This is a genomic window from Haloarcula sp. H-hyl6 (assembly GCF_056934455.1).
Window position 1 is genome coordinate 144683 of record NZ_JBRIIK010000005.1, and the last position, 24839, is coordinate 169521.

A 24839-nucleotide genomic window follows, 5' to 3' on the forward strand; every position below is an offset into this window, starting at 1 on the left:
AACTTCCACCGTTGAATCGAGACATGCATCTCCTTCGTTGAATTTCCCTGGGTGATTGGGCCATCGCGAGGCGGGCCGGCGCGGGGGCGCGCCTCACCGAAGGTGGAGCGCGCCCGTCGCGAGGTTGCGACGGGGCGCGGCCACCGACTATGAGCTCGAAACGTAACGTCCGCTCGCCGGACACGACCGATGCACAGACGAACGAGCCGACGCCCCGGTTCGAACAACCACTCAGTGACGACCAGATCTGGACGATGCTCCAGACGGCCGCGAACAGCGCCCGGATCATGCCGATCGTGAAAGGTGACTGGGAGTCCTCGTCGCGCTCGTACGAGACGCGTGAGGACGCAGCCCGCGCCCTGATCTTCGACCTGAGCTTCTACACCGACTATCGGTTCAGCCAGGTTCGCCGGCTGTTCCAGCAGACCGCAATGCGGGACGTCCTCACCAAGACGGAGATCGACGACATCGTTGAGGAGTCCTACGTCCAGCAGAACGGACGGAGCTATCCAACGTTCGCATAATGATGAGGGAGGCTGTCTCGCGAGGCGGAGTCTGCAGAGCGTCCTGGAGGCCCGGGACCGAAACGGGAGACCCGCTAGCATCGAGGACACATACACTCGCCCAGCAGCGAGCAGAAACACAAGTGGGCGACTAGGTCAATCCCATTCACACTCTGGGGGGTGCTCCGTTTCAGCAAGACCCCCCAGAGTGTGAATGGGGAGGAAATCAATCACACCGAGGGTGGGCAACCTATATGTGAATGGGGCGAATTGGTCCGTCCATGACAAACAACGATTCCACGCAAACAACCGTCGACGAGATTTTAAATGTCGATGAGGGGGATGGCGAAGACGAATCGGATATTTTTGAGAAACCATGGTTGCTCGAGATCGATAACGTTCCTGACGCCAATCGGATCGTTGGCCGGGACGGTCACATCACGTTCTTGGCGAAGAATCTCCGGAAAATGCGGACAAATAGCGTCCCGGATAACGTCCTGGAGTGGGGTGAAACCGGGACGGGGAAGACACTAGTTGCCAGACACGTCTGTGAGCGACTCGAGGCAGCAACTGCAGGAACGGAGTCTCCGATCGTTACTGCGTACATTAATCCGGATCCCATCTCCACGTATACCTCCACCTTCCGAAAGATCGCAGAGCAGGTGAACGCGAAAGCAGAGAATCCGCTCGACGTTCCCTATCAGGGCCTCTCAGCAGAACATTATCGGGATCAGAAGTTGTGGCCCGTTGTTCAGAGGGAGTTCTCTGGCGGCCTCGTCGTCATTATCGATGAGATCGACAAGCATGGAGAAGTCAACGAAGTACTCTACACGCTTTCACGAGCACAGTCAAAAGACGACGTTGATTTCCCAGTCGTTACAATCGGAATTTCGAACGACATCGAATTCAAAGGAGAAATCGAGTCACGGGTTCAATCGACTCTCCAGCCAGAACACCGAACGTTCACACCGTACGAAGAAGATCAGCTTATCGCAATCCTCGAAAATCGACGAGACGCATTTTACGACGGTGTCCTCGATGACGAAGTGATTCCAACCACAGCTGAACTCGCAGCTGAAGAACACGGTGACGCTCGACGCGCAGTCCGATTGTTCCGGAATGCGGGCGAGATCGCTGACGAAGAAGGCGACGAGATCGTGACCGCAAATCACGTTCTCGAAGCTGACGAGCTCGTCGAAGTTGAGCTCTTTATGGAGATGGTGAAAGGGACGCCGTTGTCCGGAAAACTACTTCTGTTTGCTCTCACACGCCTTGACCGGAATAATCCGGAGAAAGAATGGTTCCGGACGTCTGAGATTCACGAGGTATACCAAACAGTAGCACGGGATGTCGAAGTAGAGCCCAAAGGGTACAATCGTGCGCTCGAGCTTCTGAACAAGCACGTAACGACAGGAGTTCTCGAATCGAAAAAGAAGGAAGGCGGAGACCAGGGAAAGTTCAGATCGTATTCGCTCCAAGGAGACGTAGCGAGTACTCGAACTGGATTGATCAACTCAACGCCGGAGCTTCAGACGTTGATGGGATGGTGACACCCCCACCCCTCGGTGTGAATGGTCCCCCATAGGCTACGGCGGTTGTAGGGACAGAGCCGAACTCGAGCTGTAAGAAGCTGGCTCGTTCTTCTGAAAGACCTATTACGGCACAGAGAGCGACTTACACGGTCTGCAACGGTAGCTGCTCCGACTCCGCTACTGCACCGCACCGCAGTTATAGTTATCTTTATTATACAAGAGTCTAAACAGTCCTCCGAGTAGGTGTATTCTATAAGGCGAGGCCTCGTGCCGAAGCCGAAGCTTCGACACTGAGGCGAGAACCCTCATACCGCGTGAGGACTTCTGCTGTTAAGGACTTCTTAATCGCGGTACCCTGGGTGGTGGACCATTCACACTGAGGGGTGTGGGGGTAAACGAGGCGTAATTTATCCCCGTGTTGCTCTGTCTTCTCTCGGCGTGAACTTTCGTTAGAGAGTGGCGGTTGGTAGCCCATTCACACCGAGGGGTGTGGGGTAAACCGATCCCATTCACACTCTGGGGGGTGTCATCTGCTACGCCACGAATCACGTTGAAACGAACATCTGGCTACAGTTCCATCTCGTCTACTCGTCGGGATTCACCGGCCCTTTGTACTTCGACGTCACCGAATCTCCTTCCCGCCACTGCCAGTAGTAGTACCGATTGTCGTTGATCTCCTTGATCGTGATCGTCGCTTTGGCAGGAACGTCATCCGGGAGATCGTCTGGCCGTTCTTCGACCTCTTCTTGATCTGCTGACTCCTCGAGACGGGCCTCTCGTTCCTTGTGCTCGGCGAGCGCTTCAGCGTACGTCGCAACGTCTCGAAGCTGCTCCGCGTCCGACTCGTTGAGCGAGTTGACGATCTCCGTCGGGAGGTTCGCCGGTGGGGTCGGGGGTTCGTAGGACATCGGCTATTCTCGTGTTAACCAACACGGGCCACGAATCCATAGTTTTGTTGGTTAAGACGATGGAGACGGTTCTCGCGATTGCTGGCTGTAACACTACTCGAAACTTCTTTATATACAAGTTTCGTACTATGTTACACCGTGCTCCGGCGCATCGAACTCGAGGTCCTCGCCACGGTCGACCGCGGCGACACGATCTCCGAACTCGCGACGAAGCTCGACCACAGCGAGAGCTACCTCTCTCGTGCCGTCGCCGACCTCGTCGAGAAAGGGCTCGTCTACACGGAACGCGACGGCCGCCGAAAACGAGTCGTCCCGTCGGATGCTCGCGCCGTCGAACGCTACCAGGACCTCGTTCGCCAGCACTCCCATATCGACTTTCCCGAGCTACTGACCGGCAAGGCACTCGAGGTGCTGTACTACCTCGACCAGCCGCGAACTGTCTCTGAGATTGCCGACCGGAGCGACAACTACCGCAACACGGTCAACCGGGTTCTCAAGCGGTTTCGCGACCGGGGTCTCGTCGGGACGGCCGACGGACACTACGAGTTCAACGCCGACTTCGACCGCCTCCACGAGTTCGCGTGCGAACTCGTACACCATCTGCATCGCCACCGCCTCGAAGCCGTTGCCCCGAAGGGCACGATTCTCTGGGAGGACTACGACGAATTCCTCGCGCAGGCCGAGACGGAGATCGACGCAGAGGGGTTCCACGAAACCGGCCTCGCTCGATTCGCGGCCTTCGACCTCCAGTTCCTGCTCACCGGCCACCGCTACTACGTCTACTCCGAGGAACTTGACGAAGTTTCGCCGGCGGAGCTCTGCTGTCACACGCTGTTAATCGACGACGGCAGCCGCCACCGCTCGTACTGTCTCCTTCTACTCAGCCACGTCGACGTTGACGAGGAGAATCTCAGAGAGCAGGCGGCGAAGTATGGCCTCGAAGACGAAATGGACGCCTTGCTCCGCTACCTCGAGACCCACGGTGAGGTTGATGACGAGCGGCTCCCGGAGTGGGACGAGTTCCAGGAGCTGGCGGCTGACTACGAGGTGGATCTACCACAATGAGACCAACATTCGGACGCGAGTACATCGAGAACGAATTCCAGCGAATCGCGGATGGCCTCTCAGCCCCGCTCACGGTCTACCTGATCGGTGGTGGCGCGATGTCGCTGCGCGACCTCAAGGGGGCGACGAAAGACATCGACCTGGTCGTTCCAGATGGCGACGCGTACGGCCAGCTGTGGGCCGTCCTGATGGACCTCGGGTATGCGGAGGTCCAGTCGCTGGATCCAGATTACCGGGCGCTGGGGGCGACGAGCTGCGTCGAGAACGACGATGGGTGTCGCCTAGACATCTTCAACCAGCAAGTCGCGAACAAGCTCGTGCTCACCGACGGGATGCAAGAGCGCAGCGAGCCGTTCCTCAACCTGGATCGACTGACGGTCCGACTAGTCAGCAACGAGGATATCTTCCTGTTCAAGGCGATCGCAGGCCGCGACGACGACATCGAGGACATGAATATGCTCGTGCAGGCCGGCCTCGATTACGACGTCGTCCGGGCTGAACTCGAAGCCCAGATCGAACGCTTGGGGGACGATCAGTTTGCCACGTTCGCGAACGAGGCTCTAGCTGAACTCGAGGAGCGGTACGGGGTGACCACGCCGATCGAGGGCCGCGTCCAAGAGTTCACGAATAGGTACTACCGGGGGCTCGAAGTCCTCCAGGCACTCGATGAACCGATGACCGTCGACGAACTGGCCGCCGAACTGGAGCTGGACGTTACTGAGATTCGAAAACGGATTTCGTATCTTACGGAATTTAACAGAGTCGTCCGGGACGACGAGACAGTCCGTCCAACAGAGTAGGATACAACTTTATTACCCCTGTCGGGACTGCTAGGCTTCGAATTATCTCCTGAAGACTGCAATCAAGACCAAGAGTAAGACAATGCCGATTCCAATATCTTGTAGGGGAAGTGACATCACAAACCCAATAATTGACTGAATAGTCTGATCGATAAATGTGGTCACGCTTCTCACAACGTAATCGATGATACCAGTTACGAGCGCGGTGATCTGTTGAATAAGGTAGTTGAATAGGGGTGGCCCAAACCACGGGCTAAATATAAGTAGCAGCGAAAGACCAATAATCGCTAACGTATCCCGATTTCCGTCAAGTACGTTCCAATTCTTAGCTTCGTCATTCGTCCGGATGAGTAGAAGTGGTAGCAAAATTCCAACCCCCGTCACCAACAAACGTGGATCTTGAAACGAGCGAACTAACACAGGCTGCGTGAATCCGAATAGTACTGCGGACGCGAGAGGTAGAGAGATAGCCAGAGCAAGTACCAGACGCTTATTCCTGTACAGATCCCGGATTCGAACTCCGTTTTCATCCGTGTCATAGAGTCGAGTGATGGTCACTGTAAATATAGTTCCAATCAACAGGATTGCTACCCCGTTTCGGAACGCGGAGAGCAGACTTTCAGTAAGCGACTCCAACATCTAACATAGATTTCTTGAGGTTCCCTAAAAAATCTGACGCGCATAATAATCGAGCTTTGAACTGTTGACATTCTCCAAAGTGTAGGTTCCGTCTTTGTTGGCGTATCCAGTATTTATGTGTGAACAGGATGAATGCCGGTTTGTGGTGTCTGAGTACGCGGTGGCAGCGATAAGTGCTGTAGCAGTCATTGTTACGATACTCACTCACTGGTTTTCGTCTCCTGATTCGGAACAGGAGCGTCAGGAACTATTGCGAGGGGAGCTGGTTAAGATAGATTCTGGGTGGACGGAATCTGAAAAAGAGAACCGGTTTAATTTGACGATTACTGGGATAGAGGTGCGTGAATCAGAACGTCTGCTGTATCGGTTAATCACAAAGCCCCTTCCAGTGGTTGGTGGATTTACTGGAGAAACCAGTGTTACTGCGAAGGTAGAGGGCGATGTGCGGTTGGAGGAGTGGGCACTGATTAAACATATCGCTACGTCTAATGAGATCCGGCAGATGGTCGCAGACTTTCAGCTGAATAACGATGAGTTGGTTTTCGTTCTTAATACTGCGAATGAAGACGAGATTCGCAAACATTTCACAGGAGTGGTCCGCGCCATCGAGGTTAACGACCGATACTTAGCGGATGAAGCGGTGAGTAAGTCAGATAACAAGACTTTGGGGAAATCTGTGGGCGGAGGTGTGGCCCGTCCCCTTTTTGTGGATGTGGCGTTCCCTACTCGCTTAGTCTATAAGATGGTGACGCGGCCGCTGAGAGCCTTGATCGAGTATTGGGTAGGTTCAATGGAGCGTTCTTTCGTCTGGGTACGCTGGACACCGATGCGACGGACATCAGCTACCGAGTTCCGGGTACGGTATCCAAATCAGAAACCGGAGCCGAAGAATATCACTACTTTGGACTGGCTGTACCTCCTGTTGAATCCGGAGAAATGTTCTGAAGGGGGCGTTGCGTTACTGAAGATTCTTCATATGGGGTATCGCCTTCATAGGGATTTCGTAGATGATGCAGAGGTGACCCTGAAAAATGGTGCTACCTGTCTGGTCGTATCCATAGCGAAACTTCAGGAGACAGTGGATATGGAGCAAACTCGTCCTACAAATGAGGACCTTCTCACAGGTTTATCCGTGCTCAACGATTTCTGGGGAATCGCCAGCTCTGCAGAAGAACCCAGCCGCACACGCATTGAGATTCCTGTCGAAAACTTTGATCCGCGAAAATTCAATGAGATCGATCTAACGGAACTCTCGGCAGAATCACAGGACCACCTTTTTTCAATATTGCCGTCAGACGGTGTGATTGCCACCGCAATTACCGGGCTTGGAAATGGTCTTGTACAGGCCTACTATCGAGGTGGCGATGGAGGTTGGTACTTCACAGTACGGTGGGGGGAGGATGGAAACGCGGAGGTACGGGAAATTGGAGATGTTGATCCTGAAGATCCGATCGTGACCAATGGGTACGTTATCTGGGAAAAACACCATCCGGGGAGTCGCACGTCATATGCGCCACACGCACTACACGAATTGAGAACGAATATAGACACACAAGACTAGTAGAGTTTCTGAGTAGCTGCCAGTCGAAGACCTATACTGACCCTGCCGCGGTTAAATGATGGACCTTCAAATTAATCCCACTATAAATCAAAGGGGAGTCGACCATCTGGGCGGGGAACGCGCCCCTGCTTAATCTCGTGATCCACCCGACGCAGATGCTTGCAGCCTCCTTCGGGTGAGCGCTGTTGCCAGTCAGGGCAGGTACACGACTTGTCGATGACGTCGACTTCGTACCGGTTCCCGGACGCGGACTGTACCTCGTAGCGGCCACCTTTCGAGAGGAGCGAGGCGTCCATCGCTTCGGTGACGGCACGCTTCGTGCGAGGCTCGAGATCGTTCTGCGACTGTGTGTTCTCGTCGACGGCCAGCCGGTCGCGAACGTCGCCCGTTCGGCCACCGTCCGGAGCGACGGCTTCCGCAGGGCCACTGAGCCGCTCGTGGAGCACTTCCCCCACCGGATGGCCTTCCGGCCAGAGGTATTGGACCTCGCGGCGCTCGCGATGGTCATAGGAGCCGCACGCGGCTGCGCTCCCGGTCCAAACCCGCCAGGCACCAAGCGCAGCCATCACGTCGACGATGTCGCGTGGAACTGTCTGGTGGTCTCGGGGAAGAACACCCGGAAGCGGGTACACGCCTTCTGTGGCGGGACGGTTTCCCACCAGTCTTCGCTGGAGCTCCAGCTATCGAACATCGCCTCATGGCTCCCGTAGCCGACAGTCACGCCGTCGGTATCGGGCATGTCCGCAACCGTCTCGTCAGTCTCGTCTTCGAGCAGCCGAAGGACGCCGTACCGCAGGTACTCGTGTGCTGGAGCGTCCGTCGATCGAGCGACCTGGTCATGCTGTTTTGCAACTCGTTCCGCCTCATTGAGGACAGCGGACAAATACGGTTCAGTCATGGTTCGTGGAGACGGGACTGCGCCTCCGCCCCTCGACGGGCGCTGATAGACTTAACCAACAAATAGCGATCAGTCGTATCCTCTGTTGGTTAATTGATTTCTGCTCAAATACTGAGCCGATTCGGACTACCGGAGTCAAGAATTGTATATCTGTATAGAGATAACTCTATAGGGAATATGGGGGGACAAAACTAATATGATTAGATGCGATACCGATAACTAGCGATGATGGAGTACATCGACGAGACCGCGGCGAAGATCATGGCCGCGGCCCGGCCGGGCGACTCGATCCGTCGAATCGCCCAGAAGATCGACGGCTCCTATTCGTGGGTCTACGACTGGATCGAGCGGTTGGAGGATGCAGGCTTCATCCGCCGGGATGACGGCGTCTACATCGAGAATTACGCTGTCAGGGATCGCTACTACGATCTCGTCGCGGCCATCTCTCGCGCTGTTCCCCCCTCGATCGACGACGGCTACGTCATTCCACACTTCGCCGGGATGCCCTTTGCGTACACGAAAATCGACGGCGTCTACGTCTGGACCCACGGCGGCTATCAGATCGCACGCGGCCACGACGACTATCCGATCTTCATCCAGGTCGCCGACCAGGACGTCGACCAGTGGACGGCGTTCTTTGATGAGTTCGGAATTCCGAGCCGGATCGAAGAGCGGCCGGATGCGACCGACTACGACGCGACGGTCTCGTACGTGTTGTTCCCGACGAGTGGGGAGATCACTCGCGAGTGGGTTGACGGCAATCCGGTCGTTCTGTTGGACGAGACAATCGAGCATATGTTGGAGTACCGGGTGAACTACGAGCCGGCGTTGGAGATGATCGCCGATGAGTACGACCGCGATATCGACGCGTCCCACGAGGATCCGCGTCTCAATGCATGAGTCTCGGTGAACGCGAAGACGAATTGCTGGACACCCTGGAGGCAGTCATTGACGCTGACCTGCCGTACGTGCTCGTCGGTGGGTGGGCGATTGCGGCGTTCAATCAGCGCTTCACCACGGACGTCGACGTCGTCATTCCGGCACAAGCGGTCGACGACTACACCGACCTCCTCACCTCCCGCGGCTACGAGAAAACGGCCGATGTCGAGCGAAACGAGCTCTACAGGCGGAGAAGGCTGAGTGTCTCGGGGTCGTCCGAAAACCGGAGTTTTCGGGATCACGAGAATCGAAGATTCTCGATCACGACTTGATCTCGAGGGTGAAGGCCGTAAACTCGCGTGAGCGTTCCACTTTCACCGTGGATGGGTGATATTCAAGAGAATCACACTACTACACCAGACTGGAGCGAATGACACCCGACCAGACTCTCGTGAAGACGCTGGATTTCCAACTCAACATCCAGAGTGACAACGAGAGCCTGTTGAAAGACGCCACGCTCGAATCTCGGTGGGCGTACAACGAAACCATTCGTCTCGCCAAGCAGGGCGTGGACTGGGACGAAATCCCCGACCACGTAGCCGACGACGCCGACCTCGTGAAAAACACCACACAGCGAGTAGTTTCTAAGGCACTCGGCGCGATGGAGAACTACTACTACTACGACTTCAACCAGCCAAGCCACACCAAAGACGGCGCGTACCCGCTCCGAGCCAACTACGAGGAAGGCTACAACCTCACGCTCCGTGACGACGGAACCGTTGAATTCCGTATCAGCGCCAAACCGTACAAGCACGTCAAAGGCGTGCTGGAAGGCGACGACGCTCATCTCGACATTTTGCGGGCCGCGCTCGCTGGCGATGAGTGGGACATCGGAACGGCGGAAGCACTGTTCCACGACGGAACGCCCGAGTTGCATGTCAACGTCACGAATACCGAGCGTACCGTCCGTGACAAACACGATTCTCGGACGGTCATTGGCGTGGACGTGAACGAAGACAACGTGGCACTGTCGGCACTGTCAGCAGATGGCGTCGAGGATACGCTGGTTATCGACTTCCCCGAAATCAAGTTCGAGCGCCACCGCTACTTCACAATGCGAAAGCGGGTACAGAACGCCGAAAAACCGAGTATGCACGATACGCTGGAAGGACGGGAAGAACGGATTGTCCGCGACCGACTCCACAAGGTGTCTCGGCACATCGTGGAGTGGAGCCAGCAGTTCAAGAAGCCGTGCATCGTCTTTGAAGACCTCAAAGAGATGCGCGACAGTATCGACTACGGCACACGGATGAACCGACGCTTGCACCACCTTCCCTTCCGCGCCCTTCAGTTCTATACGTCGTACAAGGCCGCCTTTGAGGGCGTGCCAACAGCGTGGATTGACCCTGAATACACGAGTCAGCAGTGTCCGATGTGTGGACACACGGAACGGGCGAACCGCAACAAAAAGCGGTTCAAGTGCCGGGACTGTGGGCATCAAGACCACGCTGACCGTGGTGCAAGCGTTAATATCGCCGTGAAAGGTATCGAGAAGCATCAAGACTGGAATGTGCCTGCTCTCAACACCCTTCCCCAAGTGCGGAAAGTGCGACGGCAGGCATCGGGGGCCGTGGACGCCCCGACCGTGACCTCGGATACTGCGAGAGGGCATCATCACGATGGTATCCGAGGCGTGTCCGACTAATCCACGGGAAGCCTCGGGGTCGTACGGAAATCAAAGATTTCCGTGATGACGAGAGACGAGGTCTCTCGAACCACTTGAACCCGAGGCGGTTCACGAGGGCCGTACTATTCGATTTACGAAAGACAGCGGGAATCCGGTTCGGCTCGACGCGATGGTCGACGCACTGGGCTGTCGCCAGACGGAAGCTGAGTGGTCGTATCGCTATCTGGCCCAGCACTCTGTCACCGAGGAACTGCGAACCGGGCGCCCGGTAACAGCCAGGATTCCGGAACGGGAGTTGCTGTTTGCAGTGAAACTTCACAGTGGTCGCAAGGCAGACTCCCGAGATCTGGTGGTGCTGGCTGCTGGCGCGGATTTCGACCGGATCGCGACCCATCTGCATCGCGGGGAGTCCAAGAAGCTCGCTGGTCGCATCGAGACTGTTCTCGACCGGCTCACGTCGGAGGATTTCGCGGACGCATTCAAAGGAGTCTTCGAACAGCAAACGGTTCCCGAACAGGATATCGATGCCGTCGTCGAGTTCCTTCGTGACCAGCAGCGCCGAATCGATTCTGAATTATAACATCGACTGTCGGTGGGGTCTGTCTTGGGACCGATCGAAACACAGAGGGTCGGACGCCGAACGAATTAACCAACAGTATAGACAAGTACCCCCAGCGTTGGTTAACATCTGGGGAAGGCGTCTTCAGCCCTCAGCGACTGTCCCGATGATCTCCTGTGCGGTCGAACTGATCCGGCCGAGTCGCTCCTGAATGCTCTCCGCATCGTCGTCCTGCCACGCGGCAAGATAGAACGCTGATCCGCTCGTATCGAGGTCGAAATACCGCCCGACGATGTACGCAACGGCTTCGGCTTCGATCTCGCGTTTTGCACGCTCGGGTTCGTCGTCGACATCGAAATGGAGCAGTGCGTGGGCGTACTCGTGAATCAGCGTCACGGCGAGATCGGCCTGATTCGAGCGGGCTTTCGCTTCGACGACGGGTTGGCATTCGTGGAGATTTCGGTGTTTACAGACCCCTCTCGCGTCGCCATGCTCCCACTCAGCAGCGTCGACGACACGGACGTCGATATCGAGAGTAGTTCCCGCATCAAGGAGCGCTGGCACCAGGTCGTCGGCGTCACCAGCTGCCTCGGTTTCCAGTTCGGGGAGCGGTTCGCCCTCGGTTTGAGACACATCGAAGACTGCCGTTGGTTTGAATCCAACCAGTCCTTCGGACCACTCCTCGGCCGCTGTCTTGTCGTATTCACAGTCGCTTTGCTCGTGGTAGCTCGGTGAATTCTCGCACTCAGGGCACTGCTTGGTAATAATGGGTGCCCAGATCCAGATCGCCTGTTCGCCCTCTTGGACGTGCCGGTCGAATTCCGATCTCCACGTATTGTAGCCCGCCACGCGGGTTGCCTCGGGACATTGAAGCTTGATCAAGAGGGTGTTGCGATGAGAGTAGTCATGGAATCGGGACTGGACATCGAGCCACTCCTGGAACTGTTGGCTGGCTTTTGCCTCGTCGACGTCTGCGACGAGCTCGTCGATCCAGTCTTCGATGGTACTGTGCATCTCGTCGTGTCGGGTGTCGGTCTCCTCGAACGAGACCTCCGACTCACTGGCTGTCATCATGGATTGCATCACATCGAGTGCGACGACGTCTCCGAGAAGTCGGGACGCGCCGCACCCCCTCGGGGGCGCACAATAAACATCGGCGCAACTTTGGGGGGTTTTGATCGGGGTACTATCGGAGGCTGGGATTAACAACCAGTGCGACACAAGCACCGGGAGGATGGGTCTCGTCGAAGCGCTTCGCGGGGTCGTTGGTACTCGCACGTCCGTGACATCCACCCTGTATGAGTGCCGACACTGCGGAACAACCCTTTCAGAGGACGCTGAAACGTGTCCGACCTGTGGTGGTGAAGAGGTTGCCTGCTACCGGTTCTGAGTACACGTCCTCCTATCTGGACAGGTTGCGGTCAGACTCGTTTCTGTTCGAGATAGTGCCTGGTCAAACACCCCGTAGTGTGAATGGGGTCTGGTTATCGGAGCGCTGTCTTCTCGTCAGCGAAGCCGACCGTGACGAGATACTCGAGGAACGCATCGAAGCGTTCGACGTCGCTGGGTGTGTCCGTCGCGAGATGTCGTGCCCACTCGATCGCCCATTGGAACGCGGGATCGGTTCCGCCCTTGCCATGCATATACCACCAGCGGGCGGCCTTCAGGACGACGAGCGGATTCGTCGGCGGTTGCTCGCTTGCGAGTCCACGAGTGATCGACCGGATTTCCTCGGGTACCTCAGCGGGGTCGACCTCGCCTGATTGGGTGTTCGATACGTCGACTGGAATATCGTCGATTGAGACGTTGTTCGGACGCTGTTGTTGACTCACGGAAAATCACCTTCTCGGAGGACTTTCTGGATCGAGCCCTCGCCCTCTCCGGGGCGCGAAAAACCACTCGTGGCGTCACGCCGGCGGAATGTACACGCTCTGCTCGCCGGCGATCTCCTCGAGGTTGTTCCGATGGCGATGTGAGAAGTAGCACTCGTAGCTGCAGTAACCGCAGAACACGCCGGTATCATACTCAGCGATGAAGGGACCACGCCGAGTCGTCCAGACGTTCGCTTCGCATTCGGTACACGCAGCACTATCGAGATTGGTCGGTGACGGTCCCTCGTACTCGATTTCCGGGGTGTCGTTATGTTGTGTCGAGTCAGGCCAGACACCGTGAGACTGCCAGAAGGCCTTGATGCGGGCCAGACTGTGTCGGACTGTCTCCCGAACTGTGACGTGGGAGGCGTCACGACCGCTATCATCCCACCCGTCAGCCGTCCAGAACTCTCCGAACTGTGCGCCACGATGCAGCCCGTTCCAGTCGACGCCGACGATGTCGGTTGGTGGCTCGTCGGTGAGTGTCGGTCGGGTCAGCTGTCGAATGGCGTCGAGCTGCTTAGGTGGGATCCCGCCGAGGATGTGGACGCGACGACCTCGCCAATCGGTCGGCTCGGAGAACTCGTGGGCCAACCGGTCGGCGTAGCCACGCGAATAGCCGAGGACGGTGTCATCGGGAACCGCGTCGATCACCGATCGTGACTTCGGGACGATAATGAGCTCGGCCTCGGGGTAGCTGGCCTGAATCTCGCGAGCGGCGGCGATGTGGTCATCGACGCCGTCGCGTTCGTAGACATCGCCTATGACACCGACCCGAGGTTCGTGCTCGAAGAACCGATCAACGAATTGACCCAGATCGGGGTTCCGGAAGTCGTTGTCGAGCATTCCGACGGGGATATTCAGGTCCTGATACTGGGTCTGCTGGTAGCCACAGTCCTCTCGGAACCCGGGTAGGAATCCGACGTTATAGGCATCCAGGGTGAACGGCGCTCGATGGAGGAAGGCCACGACGTCGGCTTGTCTGGCGGCAGCGATTTCACTAGCCGTGTTGGAAGTTGCACTCAGATCAAGGGACATGACTGGGATTGCGAGGCCGCTGCTGGCCGCCCCGCATCCATTCAGAGGCTCAAAAACCGGGACTACATTCTATCAACCAACAATTAGTGATATAACTCGAGATTGTTGGTTAAGACTGGAATCTACTCCTTGTCCTCACGGAGCTCCCTAGCCTTCCACTCGAGGCGTCGCAGAATATGTGTCCGGTTCTGGTTAGCATTCTCGTAGGCGACGCAGGCTCGGAGCGTTTCCACGTCGTGAATCGTCGCGATACCAGCATTGATGAGTCTGCTGTGTTGAATAGCGGATCTGGCGTGGTCGGTCGGAGTTTGAGGCGGCTTGTGAGCGAGTGGTGAGAGTGATCTCAAAATCAGGGTCGCTCCACCCGGCTCAGAGGCCGCTATTCAACACGGCAGAATACACCGCTCTGTAGGTGTGCTAGGTCACAATCATTTTCCCATGACTTACCCGTCTGGCGAGACGACCCAGAGTCAGGCAACTCAGTATGTCTCCAGCAGATACCTCCCCCCAATCGGACGACTTCCGGAGTCATCCGCCGATTCCCTGTACTGCGTGTGAGTCTGCGTTCCATTCGAACGCTATGCCTTCATTCCTACTTCTTGATCGGCTCACAATTCCGCTTATTGGCTGTGATACCCATCTCACACAATTTACCGAGATCTGTGAGTATACAACCGAGAACACCGCAGATCTCCTCGGTCACCAACCCGCCGGAGGTTTGGGGTGTCCCAGCTGTCACCTCTCTCCATACGATCCCCACTACCCCATGATCCCAGTCCAAGATGGTGCAGTTGCTGTTCTTGCGTGTCCGGATCATCAGTCAGAGATCGCTGAGCGGTTCCATACCGGACTTAACACGAAACAACAGCTCACAACCTCACTCAATATGTCATAGACTCATTCAAGTATCTTGATCTCAGTTTTCAGAGTGAGAAAGCTGGATATACTGTTCAGTGTGTCCTTTGTGCTGAAGATCCAGGGATCTGTTCAGTTCGAGGGAAACGCTCCTCTCTGTGAGTGGTGTGACAAAAATATTAGTCTGGACCTTGATCCGGGGAGTTCGTCGACTTCTCCTTCTACTACCGGGACCCATCTGACGGCTGCTTCCGGCTACCCTGGAATTTCATATCGGCAAAACGCGGTCGACCCACACGCGTCACACTCGTCAGTCTCTGGCGCGACAGTTGTGCCGCACTGTCGACATTCGACGACGACAGTCATCTCGTCGTTGAGGATCTGCTCAAGGACTGTGCGGACACCCATCGTAGCCTGTGATGCACGAGACACCATGTAACCCTTCCGGAGACGAATTTCACTCTAAACCGCCGGACATAGCAACATTACACCACCAAACGCTTATTTTCGTAGCCGAATCATACTCTCGTGGAAGGGCAACTGTCACACGCTCCTTCCCCTTTCAATGACCCGTGATGCGTCGACGCTTGGTCGGTGTCCAGAATGCAGCGCGAGTATATCTGCCGCGTGGCTGTTGGTCGAGTACGAGAAAACCGACGGCACGACTGGCATCTGGGCTGAATGTCCGGCCTGTGAGGATGTTGTCAGTCCCGAGTAGCAGCCGTATTGGTTCATACCTGAACCGACTAGCGTTCGCCACGTCATCGCCACAGAACGGTCTGCCGTGCCGCGAGTCGCCAGCACTACGGGAGGGTGTCTGGATCAGTCTCTTCGAGGAGTTGCCGGCGGGTATGCGTGTTTTCGCCTTCGGAAACGCCGCCTGTAGCGGCAGTCCCTGCACAGAGCGAACAATCTGGCCAGCGATCTGGGAGTTTCTGTCGCTCTGTTTTTTCGACAGCTGTTGCCTGTTGGAGCGGTTGGCAGTCAGGATCTGTGTGAATGTGTACGGTGGCCCCTGTCCCAACTGGACCCCGTTTTTTGACCCAGACTGTTTCACTTGACATTGTCGCTCTTACTGTGGCTTTCTACAGGACAGTATTATATATTCTGTCTGTTAACGCCAGCTTCTGCGCTCATGAGCGTGATTTGTGCGTTCCATAGATAAGTGGTGGTCCATAACTGTCCTGCACGTCCACGGTGGCTAATTGGGCAGTTCGACGAGTACGGACAAATTCGAGTCGATACGTGGCCCGACGACGTCCTCGTGCTCACTGTGAGCGATGACTAGCGGTGGTGGTGACGTCAATGAAAGTCGATAGTGACGTCATCTCTGTTGTCGCTACGACGACTCTCTCAAATCGAGTTGAGTACCCGTCCCAAGAGTGGTTACACCCGGTGGACTGTGCATCTCGAAATGATCTTGCTGTGCCGGCTATGGTGGGTGGGTCTCATCCGGTTGCGTGCTAACATCTGCGGATTCTAAGAGATTTGATAACCGGTTCAGAACGTTTGCTAGGGACCTCAACTTTGCGTGCCAACAGCCACCACAGAACGTTACTCGGTCTCGACATGTCATACTATGCATTTGTACTAGACTACTGTAAATTTGTGGGGCAAGATAAATGGTCTAAGTATTCGTGACTTATCCGGTTCTCATCCTGCGGTTAGGACAAGTCGTGACAATACTTTCTTGTAAAGATGCGACTTAGATGTCCGCAGTCTTGCGTTTTCGACCTAATATACATTAGAAGAAATACCTTACTGTAGACGTTACAAATAGTCCGCTCAGAGGAGAGTATCACGATTGGAAGATCTCATAGACAAACTCGGAGATAGTGTCGAGATTCGGATAATTGGCCAGGAACCTAATAGTCTTGTCAGGATTTTAATGGGCCGGAAAACTAACGGACTCTCCAGAAAGACTGGGAGTCAGAACGGGCCGCCCAGCGACTGAAAACGTAGGTGTCTACATGAAGTCGGCCGCGTTGAAATCGTCGTCCTCGTCGGGTGACTTGGCACCGGGCTTGGAGGCACAATCATTGTCAGTGAGCCAGTATCATCTATTGGCTTGTCGACTGACGGGGACGCAACAGAGTCTGTCTCCTCAGCATCGTCGGACTGGTCAGCAACGGGAGACGGAGTGGACGTCTCCAAGTTATCTCCGGTAGCCGCTGTTGATTCATCCCCATTCAGTGATGGCACCCCTGCTGGTGACTCATCCGATGGACTCTCCCTAGGCTCAGACTGTTCTCCTGCACTACTGATATCACTCCCTTCAGACGGAATCGGTGTATCCAATTCGTCCTCGAACAGGCTCTCAAGAACATCACCCCTGTCAGCCACAACCGGGGAGACAGAAGCTGAGTCGCTGGCCAGCGCCGCAGTAGTATATTCCTCCTGAAACGACTCGTTCATCTGGATGATACTGCTCTGGTTCTCAACCTCGTTGGGGACTTCGGAGGGCAGGAGTCCAGTCGCATGGTAAATCTCGAGGAGTAACTCACGGATTTCGACAGTCGTCGCCTCACCGTCGGGTAAGTCCAGCACCCGCCGGTCGAGCATCGCACACAGATCTGAGAAGGCGTCGACGTTCTGTCCCTGCGTAACCGGGGCGCTATCGATGTCAGGTCGTGAAAGTTTGTCCTGCCACCGTCGGTCGCTGTAAGTTATCGACGGTGTCTCGTCAACGGCTGGATCCGCCCACACATCATGGTCGACGTCGTCGACGGACTTGTCGTCATTAGCAGTCTCCTAGCGAGCGATATACTGCTGGACCATCTCTATCTAGCTATCCGTCGCCAGTACCCCACCGTCGGGGTCTTCCTCACGGGGTGTTCGGGGCGAGCCGACGCCACGGCCGGGCAAGTCATCGCGGACCTGGTGGAGTTTGTACGTCTGGCCGTGCCACCAAGACGTTCGCGTGACGGTGATACACTCACCGGGTTCGAAATCACGGAGTTGTCCGGAGGTGACGGGCGCTTTCTCTGTCTCGCGAACACTCTCGCGTGCTTGGGAACGCTGCGTTTTCGCGCCTGTATTCCGCGACAAAGCGTAGGTTTCAGTGCGGTCAAGGATCCGTCACCTGCCAATCTCGTTCCGAATGAATTCGGTCGACTGGGCATCGCCCGGACCGAAGTACAGGCCCTGCGGGCAGTTACCGAGGATACCGTAGATATCGCTATACGTATCTTCCAGTTGGCCGATCGTCTGGACACCGACGAGCGCCCGCGCTTTCTCCTTGCGACCACGGGCGGTGAGGTTCGTTATCTGGCCGAGTGGTGGTAACTGGTCGATTTCGTCGAGGACATGGACGGTCGGGTTGGGTGACTCCATTACGAAGCGAATCGACCAGTCGATGAGTAGCTGGAACATCGGCCCGAGTGTCGCCATCCGTGACGGACTGGAGTCGATGATCAGCACGCGGCCGTCGGGGTTCTGGATATACTCTCGCAACGAGAACGACCCATGGTCTCCGAAGTCGTCGACGAAGACTGGTCGAGTGTACTCGATGAGTGTTTGGTAGACGTTCTGTGCGCCTTTCTCCTGATCAGTGTCCAGATGGTCGGCTTCGAGTCGGTCGTAGCGGGCGAGTTTCTTGTAGATGCCAGCCCGCCCTTCCTCGAGCAGCGAAACGATATCCATATGCGAGAGGTTGTCCCGGCGGTTGTTCCGCTAGACCTCCAGATGGAGGTACATGAGCATGTCCTCGAAGACCTGCTTGGCCGGCGTATGGAACGGGTGGTGACTGTCCGGGTTTCCGAAGATGGCGGCTGCGATTTCGCGGAAGTCCTGCATCGACTCGGCGTCCTTGAACAGATTCCAGGTAACGTCACCGTCAAGTCCCACTCGCTTGACGTCGAACCCAAGGTCGGCGTAGAACTGCTGGAACCCTTCGCCGGCGTCATGGGCGCTGACGGCAGTGTCGGCGTTGTAGGGGAGCTGGTAAGCGAGCAGTTGCATCGCCGAGGACTTCCCATTCCCTGTTTCACTGATGACGGCCGTCGAGACATCCTGTTTGAGTGTCGATGGAGTTGGTGCGTCGTCGTGTTTGGCCTCGATATCCTCATACGGGACGACCAGTTCGTCGTCGTCACACTCCCACGGTATACGAGTCAACAGTTGGGGAGAGGTTCGTCGAACAACTTCGGCAGCGCCGATCGTCACCACGAGCGCAGTATACGTCGTCGCCGTGACGGGATAGGAGACGAACGGAACCGCAGCGCCGGGCTCCTGGAACCCCATGAACAGGCCGGTGATAGAGAACGCGGCGAGAACGTGTGCAAACGGGAACAGCACTATCACGAGATAGTCGCCACGTAGAAGTGCCTCAGCGTAGTACAGCGCGGTCGTGAGAAGGAAACCGAGATTTCTGAGAGCGCGTCGCTCAGATGGTGGTGACCCGGTTCACGTCGTCGTCCAGCGCCTGTGCGTCTTCCGGCAGCAAGGCGACCACAAGATACTCAGCGTACTCTTCGAAGTAGTCCACGAGTTGGGCAATCCGGTCCGAGTCGATCGCTTCCAGTGAGTCCGCCAGCATGAACGGCACCGTCTCGTGGAGGTCATGGACGAGATACCCCGCTAGCGCGAAGATCAATCCCGTAACTTCGCGCTCACTCTCGCTCAGGTGCTCGATCGTATCTTCGTAGGCCGCTCCGTTCTCCGTTGTTCGGACGATATGAAGTTCGAACGCTGTCTGGTCGACCTTCTGTCGTCCCTCACGCACCGTCTGTTCGACACGTTCAATCCAGATACGTTCGAGGTTCTCGTACCCCAGAATTCCGAGCATGGCGTCCATGTGCTCGTTGAACTCATCGACGGCGTCGGCTTCGATCCGGTCGATCTTTGTCCGTTCCTCAGTCAGTTGCTCGACCAACTCCTCGCGTTCTTCTCGGAGGTCATCGGCACGGTCAAGCATACTCTCGATCTCATCAATTTCCTCGGTGACGTCCTCGAGATCCGACTCGAGACTGTCGATCTCGAACTCGAGTTGGTTAGCTTTTTTGTGGAGCGAGAGCACTTCCTCGAAGTCTTCGGATTCGAGGTCGTCGACGTTGGTTTCGAGCGCTTCGACGTCGTCGGTTAACTCTTCACGTTGGGTTTTGAGTGAGTCGAGTTGCGCATCGCGATTCTCAAGCTCGTCATTGATGTCCGCGAGTTTGCGCTCGATCTCTTCACGCCGATTTTGTTGCTGTTTGGCCTCGCGCCGCTCAGCTTTCAAGTCTTCCAGCTTGGACTTGACGTCATTCAGGTTCTGTATTAGGTCTTGCCGACGTTCTTGGAGTCGCGCGACAGTGTCCTTGATCTGGTCACGCTCGACCAGCGATCCACACGTCCAGCAGGTGATTTCGTCATCGCCGTCAGCAAGTAGTTCGTCGGTCGGCGAGCCGCTTGATTCAGACTGCTCGGCCGCATCGAGCGTCTCGAGGACCTTGTAGTCCTCATCCTCTAGTCGTTCTTCGTTGTACTGGATAAGGCTCTGGAGGTCTGAAATCTGACTGTTCAGCGTTTGGCGTTTCTCGCGGAGCCGTTCGATTTCGGTGTCGAGGTGCTGGTGATCGCCCATCGGCGTCTCGGGCAGCTCCTCGAGCTCGGATTCGAGCTCGCTTCGCTCCTGTTTGAGTGACGTGATACTCTCATTTTGTGTCTCGATTTGGCGACGCGTCGATTCGAGCTCTGAGCGCGTCGAGCGAAGCTCGTCAAGTTTCGCTTCCAGCTCTTTCTGCTCTTGCCGACTCGTCTCTATCCCTCGATTACTTTCATCTATCTCTGCTTCTTTGTCTGCAAGTCCATCCTGTTTGTCCTGAATCTCTTCCTGTATCTGTTTTCGCCGTTGTTCGAGTTTGGGTAAGTCCGATTTTCTATCTTTAATAGTGTCTATCTGGTTATTTATTTTGTTTTTCTGTGACTCTAATTCGCGAATTCTATTTTTAATGTCGTCGGTATCGACAGGGCGCATGATAATCTCACGTAAGTCATCACCACGGGCGACAGACTGGCGTGCTTCGTTGGTTTCGAGTAGGAACGCGAAGAGATCAGCAACTGCAGGGTCGTCGAGATAGCCGTCGCCATCGAACACAACCGAGTCACCCGCTTGGGTGAGTGTCCGTTCATAGGTTCTACCGTCGAGGTCAAGCTGGACACGTCCCTCGTCAGCATCGCCTTTGAGTGTCGCCTGAGTGCTTCCCAAGGCAGCCATAATCGATTGCAGGAACGACGTCCGATTAGTTGCATTCTTGCCGGTCAGGATCGTTACGCCCGGTGGAATCGAAACCTGGGTATTGTCGATACCGCCAATGTTTTCGACAGTGAATTCTGCTGTACGAGAAACTTGGTCTGAGGTAGGCATACATCAACAGAATAGCCCTATCTATTAAAATCCTGTATTGGGAAGTGCTTAGTTAGATGTATTACTTCCAAGTCTCATAGCCTACTGGACAGGCACAGGCGATCCCTGGAATGTGGCGCTGTTCAACGCGCTTGGCTCCCCGTTGGGGTTATGACAGCGTCGATGTATGCTGACAGACGTAGTACCACTACCTGAATCATGCGGGGCTTCCAGACTGCCTAGCGATACTCGTCGACACGTCGTGGAGCGATCACATCACTGCCGTGTGGAGTTCATTGTAGCGGTCAGCAACGATCCCGTTGTAGTTGATAGCAAGCATGTACTACGTGAGCCGTTTGTGCCGAACGAGAAGAAGTTCGGTCTGGCCTCACACACACCGGGTTTCCGGTGAAATCCCAATATCTCTACACTCATAAGAATAAATAAGGACCTTCGTATTTTTGGGATACTGCCGTTGAATTCACGATTATCGGACGCTCCGGCAGAGGATGTAGAGGTCGCTTTGAGAATTATCACATGGTACTCAAGCCACGAATGACGATTTCACTCTTACTTCAATACTCATGCCATATTCAGAAGGTTTTAAGTACAGGAAGATCCAACCAGTCCGTACTGCATTCGCATCTAAAGTCTGCGAACATATGTTCGCAATAATACGCTATTAGTCGATTTGAAACTAGCCTTTTGACATCTGACATACTTATCACCTCTAACATCTCGATTGTCATCACGACGTAGATACCATCAGCCGACTTTGATTTTGGACTAACTCTTTGACATTTTTGCTTTAGAACGTAATCCCGAGATATCTGAACCTCTATTTCATATGGGCTATAGCGGTGTTTGTTCATGTTTCACCGGAAACCCGGTGTGTGTCTCGGAGCCACTATCTAGTTCAGTACCTTCTCAGCAGGAGTCACCCCATCTAACGCTTGATTCGGTCAATGTCTATTGTAATCGTGGCTGAGCCATCGCAACCGCAGCTTGCACTTGGTTGACTTCCCTATTAGAAGAGTTGGAAGCGGTCGAGACGCCTGGTGACGTTCTGGAACACCCTTCGATGTGATTATCTCAGTAGTCGAGGTGCTCACTCAAGTTGTAATGCAAGAGGGAAGTCAGCTAGCCACCACCGAGGAGACAGTCGCTGTCGTCGATGCCGTGTTGTATGGTGAGGCAATGGAGGAACGCAGTCGCGGAGGTTTGTCCAGTAGTAGTTGTAAACGTCTACTTTGAACAAGGTATTCCACCCACCGTCAATCGTGCCGTAGAACCAATTGTCTTGCCGTCTATCTCGCTTTCTTTCTCATTGACCACGATTCGTGATATCGCTGCCGTTGACGGCTAACTCTGTGTCTCAGCAAGCATCTTTCCAGTACCAGTTCGTTTGATGGCACCGATCAACATCCAGCCAGTCCAAGGCAACCTCGACTTCACGTAACGGCAGTTCCATCGAATGCACTCGGGCCGCCAAGCGTCGCATTGACGTTGGGCTGCGCTCTTTGCCCCAAAGCCCCTGGCTATCTAACAACTATCATCTCTTTGAGCAGGTCTACGAGTTGAATAGGAACTTCTCACTATGACCTGTCCATTTCTCAAACACTCAACGAGGCAGTCCCGGGCTAGGGGAAAGTATCAATACGTTTCACCAGAAACCCGGTGTGTAAGGGATGTCCGAATCCGACGACTTGTTTATTCGTAAAGATCCAATCTTTGTCAACAAGGAGCTCCTTGAAATTAGTCATCTTCCTGGTGAGGACCGCATCGTCGGTCGAGACGAAGAGATTAGCCAACTTGCGAACGCCGTCAATCCAGCTATCTTCGGACAGAGTCCGAGCAACGTCCTCATCTACGGGAAGACGGGGACAGGCAAGTCTCTCTGTGCCAAGTATATCTCAAATCAGCTCGTCAACACTGCCGAAGACGGAGGGATTGACGCTGTATTTGTCTATGTCGACTGTGCGCAGGACTCCACAGAAACCCGGACAGTTCAGACCATCGGTGACACTGTGAACCCCCCGAAATCGGACATTTATATTCCAGACAAAGGAATCAGTACGGCAACTTACTACAAGCGTCTCTGGGAGATTCTTGATGAATATCACGATGTTGCGCTTATAATCCTTGATGAGATCGATAAGTTGGGCGACGACTCTATTCTCATGCAACTCTCCCGTGCGGGAGAAGCTGGGAAAATTCAGAAGTGTAAGATTGGTGTGATCGGAATCAGCAACAAGATCAAATACAAAGAACGAATGGATGAGCGCGTCAAATCAAGTCTCTGTGAACGTGAATTTGTCTTCCCACCCTATGACGCGACACAATTGAATAATATTATGCGTGCACGTAGTGATGCCTTCCACGACGGCGTCCTTGAAGAAGGCGTCATTCCCCGGGCTGCCGCGGTAGCCGCGAGGGAACACGGTGATGCACGGAAGGCAATCGATATCCTCAGATATGCCGGCGAGATTGCCCAATCAACGAATACTGAAACGGTTTCTGAAGACTTTGTTGTACAGGCTAGAGAAAGAGCTGAGACAGATCGGTTTCGGGAACTCATTAGCGGGTCAACACCTCACTCTCGATATGTTCTCCAAGCGTTGACGATCCTATCTCTGAACGAGAGAGTTGCTGGTGAAGAAACCGTTGGACATCGGACGACCAGTATCTATGAGGTATACGAAAAGATATGTCGACAACTAGGGGCCGATGCTCTTTCACTTCGGCGGGTCCGCGACCTGCTTAAGGAACACGCTTTCTTAGACGTTATCGAACAGTCTCGTCATAGTGGCGGTAGCGCAGAAGGTAGTTATACCGAGCACGAACTGCTTGAAGATCCTGAAGTCGTGAAGGACGTGCTTGAAGATACAATTAACTGACGATCTGAGGGGTAGACCTGTTTCAACTGTTCGGGTCAATTTGGCAACTTTTATTCATTTTACCGGAAACTTGGTGTCTTCTCTGATGATTCAGTATCGCTCAGGGGACGAATTGTCGGAACGCGAAGCCGTATAATCAGCAGGGACAGTTGGTGTTGTGGTGGATTTCATCGGAAACTTGGTGTCCTCTCTACGATGATTCAGTATCACTCAGGAGATGGGTCTAATGGGTGAATGAAACGGTATAATCCATAGGTAGGTTCGTTATCGTAGTGAATTTCACCAGAAACCTGGTGTCTCCTGCAAGGGGATTTAGTATCATTCTATAGGTGGAGCTGTCCACTGTCAGGATGAGAGGAACGTTAATGAATGAGAACTGTATCCTGTCTACCAGAAGATGATCTTCAGTATCAAGAATTTTTAGCGTGCCTAGCACTTGCTTTCCTTTCCCGTAGTTATCTATGCTCAGCAAATCTAAACACTAAATTTCGCTTTGATCGCCAGTCTCAGTGTGTAGAGGTGCACTCAAATCAGTGGGGGAGGGTTTGGTCTTCGCATTCTACCAAATGTCTTAGCTGTCCACATCTATCGTCTCTTTGTGCAGATATAAAAGCCACATAGGTACATCTCGATTTGGTTTGCTTGCTTCTCAAGTTTGATCAACTAAATAAAAATGTTGTAAATAACTACTGTACATGTGTTATTATGGGTGCCCCCTCATCGCTAGTTCTCCCGAGATCACTTGATACTGGTTTTATTTGCAGCATTAGGATGAGAATAGGAATCTTCCTTCTAAATAATAAAATTAAATAAATATATGGG

The 24839-nt window shown here is 54.6% G+C and carries 19 protein-coding genes and 2 pseudogenes; 12 read left to right on the plus strand and 9 right to left on the minus strand.

The genetic code is table 11. The annotated features are described in order from the left end of the window. Positions 1 to 149 precede the first annotated feature (149 nt). Together Hhyl6_RS23025 and Hhyl6_RS23030 are read left to right on the plus strand one after the other, a co-directional pair. Positions 150 to 524 (plus strand): hypothetical protein, encoded by a 375-nt coding sequence (locus Hhyl6_RS23025; protein ID WP_483741554.1) that lies wholly within the window; start codon positions 150 to 152, stop codon positions 522 to 524. Positions 525 to 784: 260 nt separating this feature from the next. Next, positions 785 to 2053, plus strand: a complete 1269-nt coding sequence (locus Hhyl6_RS23030) for an orc1/cdc6 family replication initiation protein (RefSeq protein WP_483741555.1) — start codon at positions 785 to 787, stop codon at positions 2051 to 2053. A gap of 566 nt (positions 2054 to 2619) precedes the next feature. On the opposite strand, the gene Hhyl6_RS23035 is transcribed toward Hhyl6_RS23030, so the two are convergent. Continuing rightward, entirely contained in the window at positions 2620 to 2943 is a 324-nt protein-coding gene (locus Hhyl6_RS23035) for a DUF6788 family protein (RefSeq protein WP_483741556.1), read from the minus strand. Positions 2944 to 3081: 138 nt separating this feature from the next. Here Hhyl6_RS23035 and Hhyl6_RS23040 point away from each other — a divergent pair, with 138 nt between their 5' ends. From Hhyl6_RS23040 to Hhyl6_RS23050, 3 genes are all read left to right on the plus strand, one after another. Next, positions 3082 to 4008, plus strand: coding sequence for a helix-turn-helix transcriptional regulator (locus tag Hhyl6_RS23040; protein ID WP_483741557.1), 927 nt, complete (start codon positions 3082 to 3084; stop codon positions 4006 to 4008). Beyond that, the gene (locus Hhyl6_RS23045) at positions 4005 to 4808 is read left to right on the plus strand and encodes a DUF6036 family nucleotidyltransferase (RefSeq protein WP_483741558.1); all 804 of its coding nucleotides are present in this window, start codon (positions 4005 to 4007) and stop codon (positions 4806 to 4808) included. The genes Hhyl6_RS23040 and Hhyl6_RS23045 overlap by 4 nt, the downstream gene beginning before the upstream one ends. Before the next feature lie 784 nt (positions 4809 to 5592). Next, positions 5593 to 7008, plus strand: coding sequence for a hypothetical protein (locus Hhyl6_RS23050; RefSeq protein WP_483741559.1), 1416 nt, complete (start codon positions 5593 to 5595; stop codon positions 7006 to 7008). Positions 7009 to 7088: 80 nt separating this feature from the next. Here Hhyl6_RS23050 and Hhyl6_RS23055 read toward each other — a convergent pair. Continuing rightward, positions 7089 to 7906: pseudogene (locus tag Hhyl6_RS23055) on the minus strand (hypothetical protein). A 228-nt stretch (positions 7907 to 8134) separates the two neighbouring features. On the opposite strand from Hhyl6_RS23055, the gene Hhyl6_RS23060 reads away from it, so the two are divergent. The 4 genes from Hhyl6_RS23060 (at position 8135) to Hhyl6_RS23075 (ending at position 11052) form a co-directional block, all read left to right on the plus strand. Further along, positions 8135 to 8806 carry a helix-turn-helix domain-containing protein gene (locus tag Hhyl6_RS23060; RefSeq protein WP_483741560.1) on the plus strand — a complete coding sequence of 224 codons (672 nt, stop codon included), beginning with the start codon at positions 8135 to 8137 and terminating at the stop codon, positions 8804 to 8806. Beyond that, the gene (locus tag Hhyl6_RS23065) at positions 8803 to 9117 is read left to right on the plus strand and encodes a nucleotidyltransferase domain-containing protein (protein WP_483741561.1); all 315 of its coding nucleotides are present in this window, start codon (positions 8803 to 8805) and stop codon (positions 9115 to 9117) included. The genes Hhyl6_RS23060 and Hhyl6_RS23065 overlap by 4 nt, the downstream gene beginning before the upstream one ends. A 98-nt stretch (positions 9118 to 9215) precedes the next feature. Beyond that, positions 9216 to 10490, plus strand: a complete 1275-nt coding sequence (locus Hhyl6_RS23070; RefSeq protein WP_483741562.1) for an RNA-guided endonuclease InsQ/TnpB family protein — start codon at positions 9216 to 9218, stop codon at positions 10488 to 10490. Between the two features lie 151 nt (positions 10491 to 10641). Further along, entirely contained in the window at positions 10642 to 11052 is a 411-nt protein-coding gene (locus Hhyl6_RS23075) for a hypothetical protein (protein WP_483741563.1), read from the plus strand. Between the two features lie 123 nt (positions 11053 to 11175). Here the strand turns inward: Hhyl6_RS23075 and Hhyl6_RS23080 are convergent, their stop codons facing one another. Further along, entirely contained in the window at positions 11176 to 12105 is a 930-nt protein-coding gene (locus Hhyl6_RS23080; RefSeq protein ID WP_483741564.1) for an ArdC-like ssDNA-binding domain-containing protein, read from the minus strand. A 160-nt stretch (positions 12106 to 12265) separates the two neighbouring features. Between Hhyl6_RS23080 and Hhyl6_RS23085 the strand changes: the two genes are divergently transcribed. Then, entirely contained in the window at positions 12266 to 12421 is a 156-nt protein-coding gene (locus Hhyl6_RS23085; protein WP_483741565.1) for a zinc-ribbon domain-containing protein, read from the plus strand. 94 nt (positions 12422 to 12515) lie between these two features. Here Hhyl6_RS23085 and Hhyl6_RS23090 read toward each other — a convergent pair whose 3' ends face one another. The 3 genes from Hhyl6_RS23090 to Hhyl6_RS23100 form a co-directional block, all read right to left on the minus strand. Continuing rightward, a complete protein-coding gene (locus Hhyl6_RS23090; protein WP_483741566.1) occupies positions 12516 to 12863 on the minus strand; it encodes a DUF8013 domain-containing protein in 348 nt (115 codons plus the stop codon). 75 nt (positions 12864 to 12938) lie between these two features. Continuing rightward, entirely contained in the window at positions 12939 to 13940 is a 1002-nt protein-coding gene (locus Hhyl6_RS23095) for a DUF6610 family protein (protein WP_483741567.1), read from the minus strand. Positions 13941 to 14062: 122 nt separating this feature from the next. Then, the gene (locus tag Hhyl6_RS23100) at positions 14063 to 14323 is read right to left on the minus strand and encodes a DUF8129 domain-containing protein (RefSeq protein ID WP_483741662.1); all 261 of its coding nucleotides are present in this window, start codon (positions 14321 to 14323) and stop codon (positions 14063 to 14065) included. Positions 14324 to 15360: 1037 nt separating this feature from the next. Between Hhyl6_RS23100 and Hhyl6_RS23105 the strand changes: the two genes are divergently transcribed. Next, on the plus strand, positions 15361 to 15513 hold the full coding sequence (locus Hhyl6_RS23105; protein WP_483741568.1) for a DUF7837 family putative zinc-binding protein: 153 nt from the start codon (positions 15361 to 15363) through the stop codon (positions 15511 to 15513). Positions 15514 to 16724: 1211 nt separating this feature from the next. On the opposite strand, the gene Hhyl6_RS23110 is transcribed toward Hhyl6_RS23105, so the two are convergent. The 3 genes and pseudogenes from Hhyl6_RS23110 to Hhyl6_RS23120 all read right to left on the minus strand — a co-directional run bounded on the left by Hhyl6_RS23110 (position 16725) and on the right by Hhyl6_RS23120 (position 21141). Further along, positions 16725 to 17501 (minus strand): hypothetical protein, encoded by a 777-nt coding sequence (locus tag Hhyl6_RS23110; protein WP_483741569.1) that lies wholly within the window; start codon positions 17499 to 17501, stop codon positions 16725 to 16727. 372 nt (positions 17502 to 17873) lie between these two features. After that, positions 17874 to 19037 (minus strand): annotated as a pseudogene (locus Hhyl6_RS23115) (type IV secretion system DNA-binding domain-containing protein). Positions 19038 to 19179: 142 nt separating this feature from the next. Continuing rightward, positions 19180 to 21141 carry an archaea-specific SMC-related protein gene (locus Hhyl6_RS23120; RefSeq protein WP_483741570.1) on the minus strand — a complete coding sequence of 654 codons (1962 nt, stop codon included), beginning with the start codon at positions 21139 to 21141 and terminating at the stop codon, positions 19180 to 19182. 1667 nt (positions 21142 to 22808) lie between these two features. Here Hhyl6_RS23120 and Hhyl6_RS23125 point away from each other — a divergent pair. After that, positions 22809 to 24017 (plus strand): Cdc6/Cdc18 family protein, encoded by a 1209-nt coding sequence (locus tag Hhyl6_RS23125; protein WP_483741571.1) that lies wholly within the window; start codon positions 22809 to 22811, stop codon positions 24015 to 24017. Positions 24018 to 24839: the final 822 nt, after the last annotated feature.

Excerpts from the sequence above, each read along its gene's own strand:
- Hhyl6_RS23025 (WP_483741554.1), top strand. The coding sequence starts at position 150 with ATGAGCTCGAAACGTAACGTCCGCTCGCCGGACACGACCGATGCACAG.
- Hhyl6_RS23030 (WP_483741555.1), top strand. The coding sequence starts at position 785 with ATGACAAACAACGATTCCACGCAAACAACCGTCGACGAGATTTTAAAT.
- Hhyl6_RS23035 (WP_483741556.1), bottom strand. The coding sequence starts at position 2,943 with ATGTCCTACGAACCCCCGACCCCACCGGCGAACCTCCCGACGGAGATC.
- Hhyl6_RS23045 (WP_483741558.1), top strand. The coding sequence starts at position 4,005 with ATGAGACCAACATTCGGACGCGAGTACATCGAGAACGAATTCCAGCGA.
- Hhyl6_RS23060 (WP_483741560.1), top strand. The coding sequence starts at position 8,135 with ATGGAGTACATCGACGAGACCGCGGCGAAGATCATGGCCGCGGCCCGG.
- Hhyl6_RS23065 (WP_483741561.1), top strand. The coding sequence starts at position 8,803 with ATGAGTCTCGGTGAACGCGAAGACGAATTGCTGGACACCCTGGAGGCA.
- Hhyl6_RS23070 (WP_483741562.1), top strand. The coding sequence starts at position 9,216 with ATGACACCCGACCAGACTCTCGTGAAGACGCTGGATTTCCAACTCAAC.
- Hhyl6_RS23075 (WP_483741563.1), top strand. The coding sequence starts at position 10,642 with ATGGTCGACGCACTGGGCTGTCGCCAGACGGAAGCTGAGTGGTCGTAT.
- Hhyl6_RS23080 (WP_483741564.1), bottom strand. The coding sequence starts at position 12,105 with ATGATGACAGCCAGTGAGTCGGAGGTCTCGTTCGAGGAGACCGACACC.
- Hhyl6_RS23085 (WP_483741565.1), top strand. The coding sequence starts at position 12,266 with ATGGGTCTCGTCGAAGCGCTTCGCGGGGTCGTTGGTACTCGCACGTCC.
- Hhyl6_RS23095 (WP_483741567.1), bottom strand. The coding sequence starts at position 13,940 with ATGTCCCTTGATCTGAGTGCAACTTCCAACACGGCTAGTGAAATCGCT.
- Hhyl6_RS23105 (WP_483741568.1), top strand. The coding sequence starts at position 15,361 with ATGACCCGTGATGCGTCGACGCTTGGTCGGTGTCCAGAATGCAGCGCG.
- Hhyl6_RS23120 (WP_483741570.1), bottom strand. The coding sequence starts at position 21,141 with ATGCCTACCTCAGACCAAGTTTCTCGTACAGCAGAATTCACTGTCGAA.
- Hhyl6_RS23125 (WP_483741571.1), top strand. The coding sequence starts at position 22,809 with ATGTCCGAATCCGACGACTTGTTTATTCGTAAAGATCCAATCTTTGTC.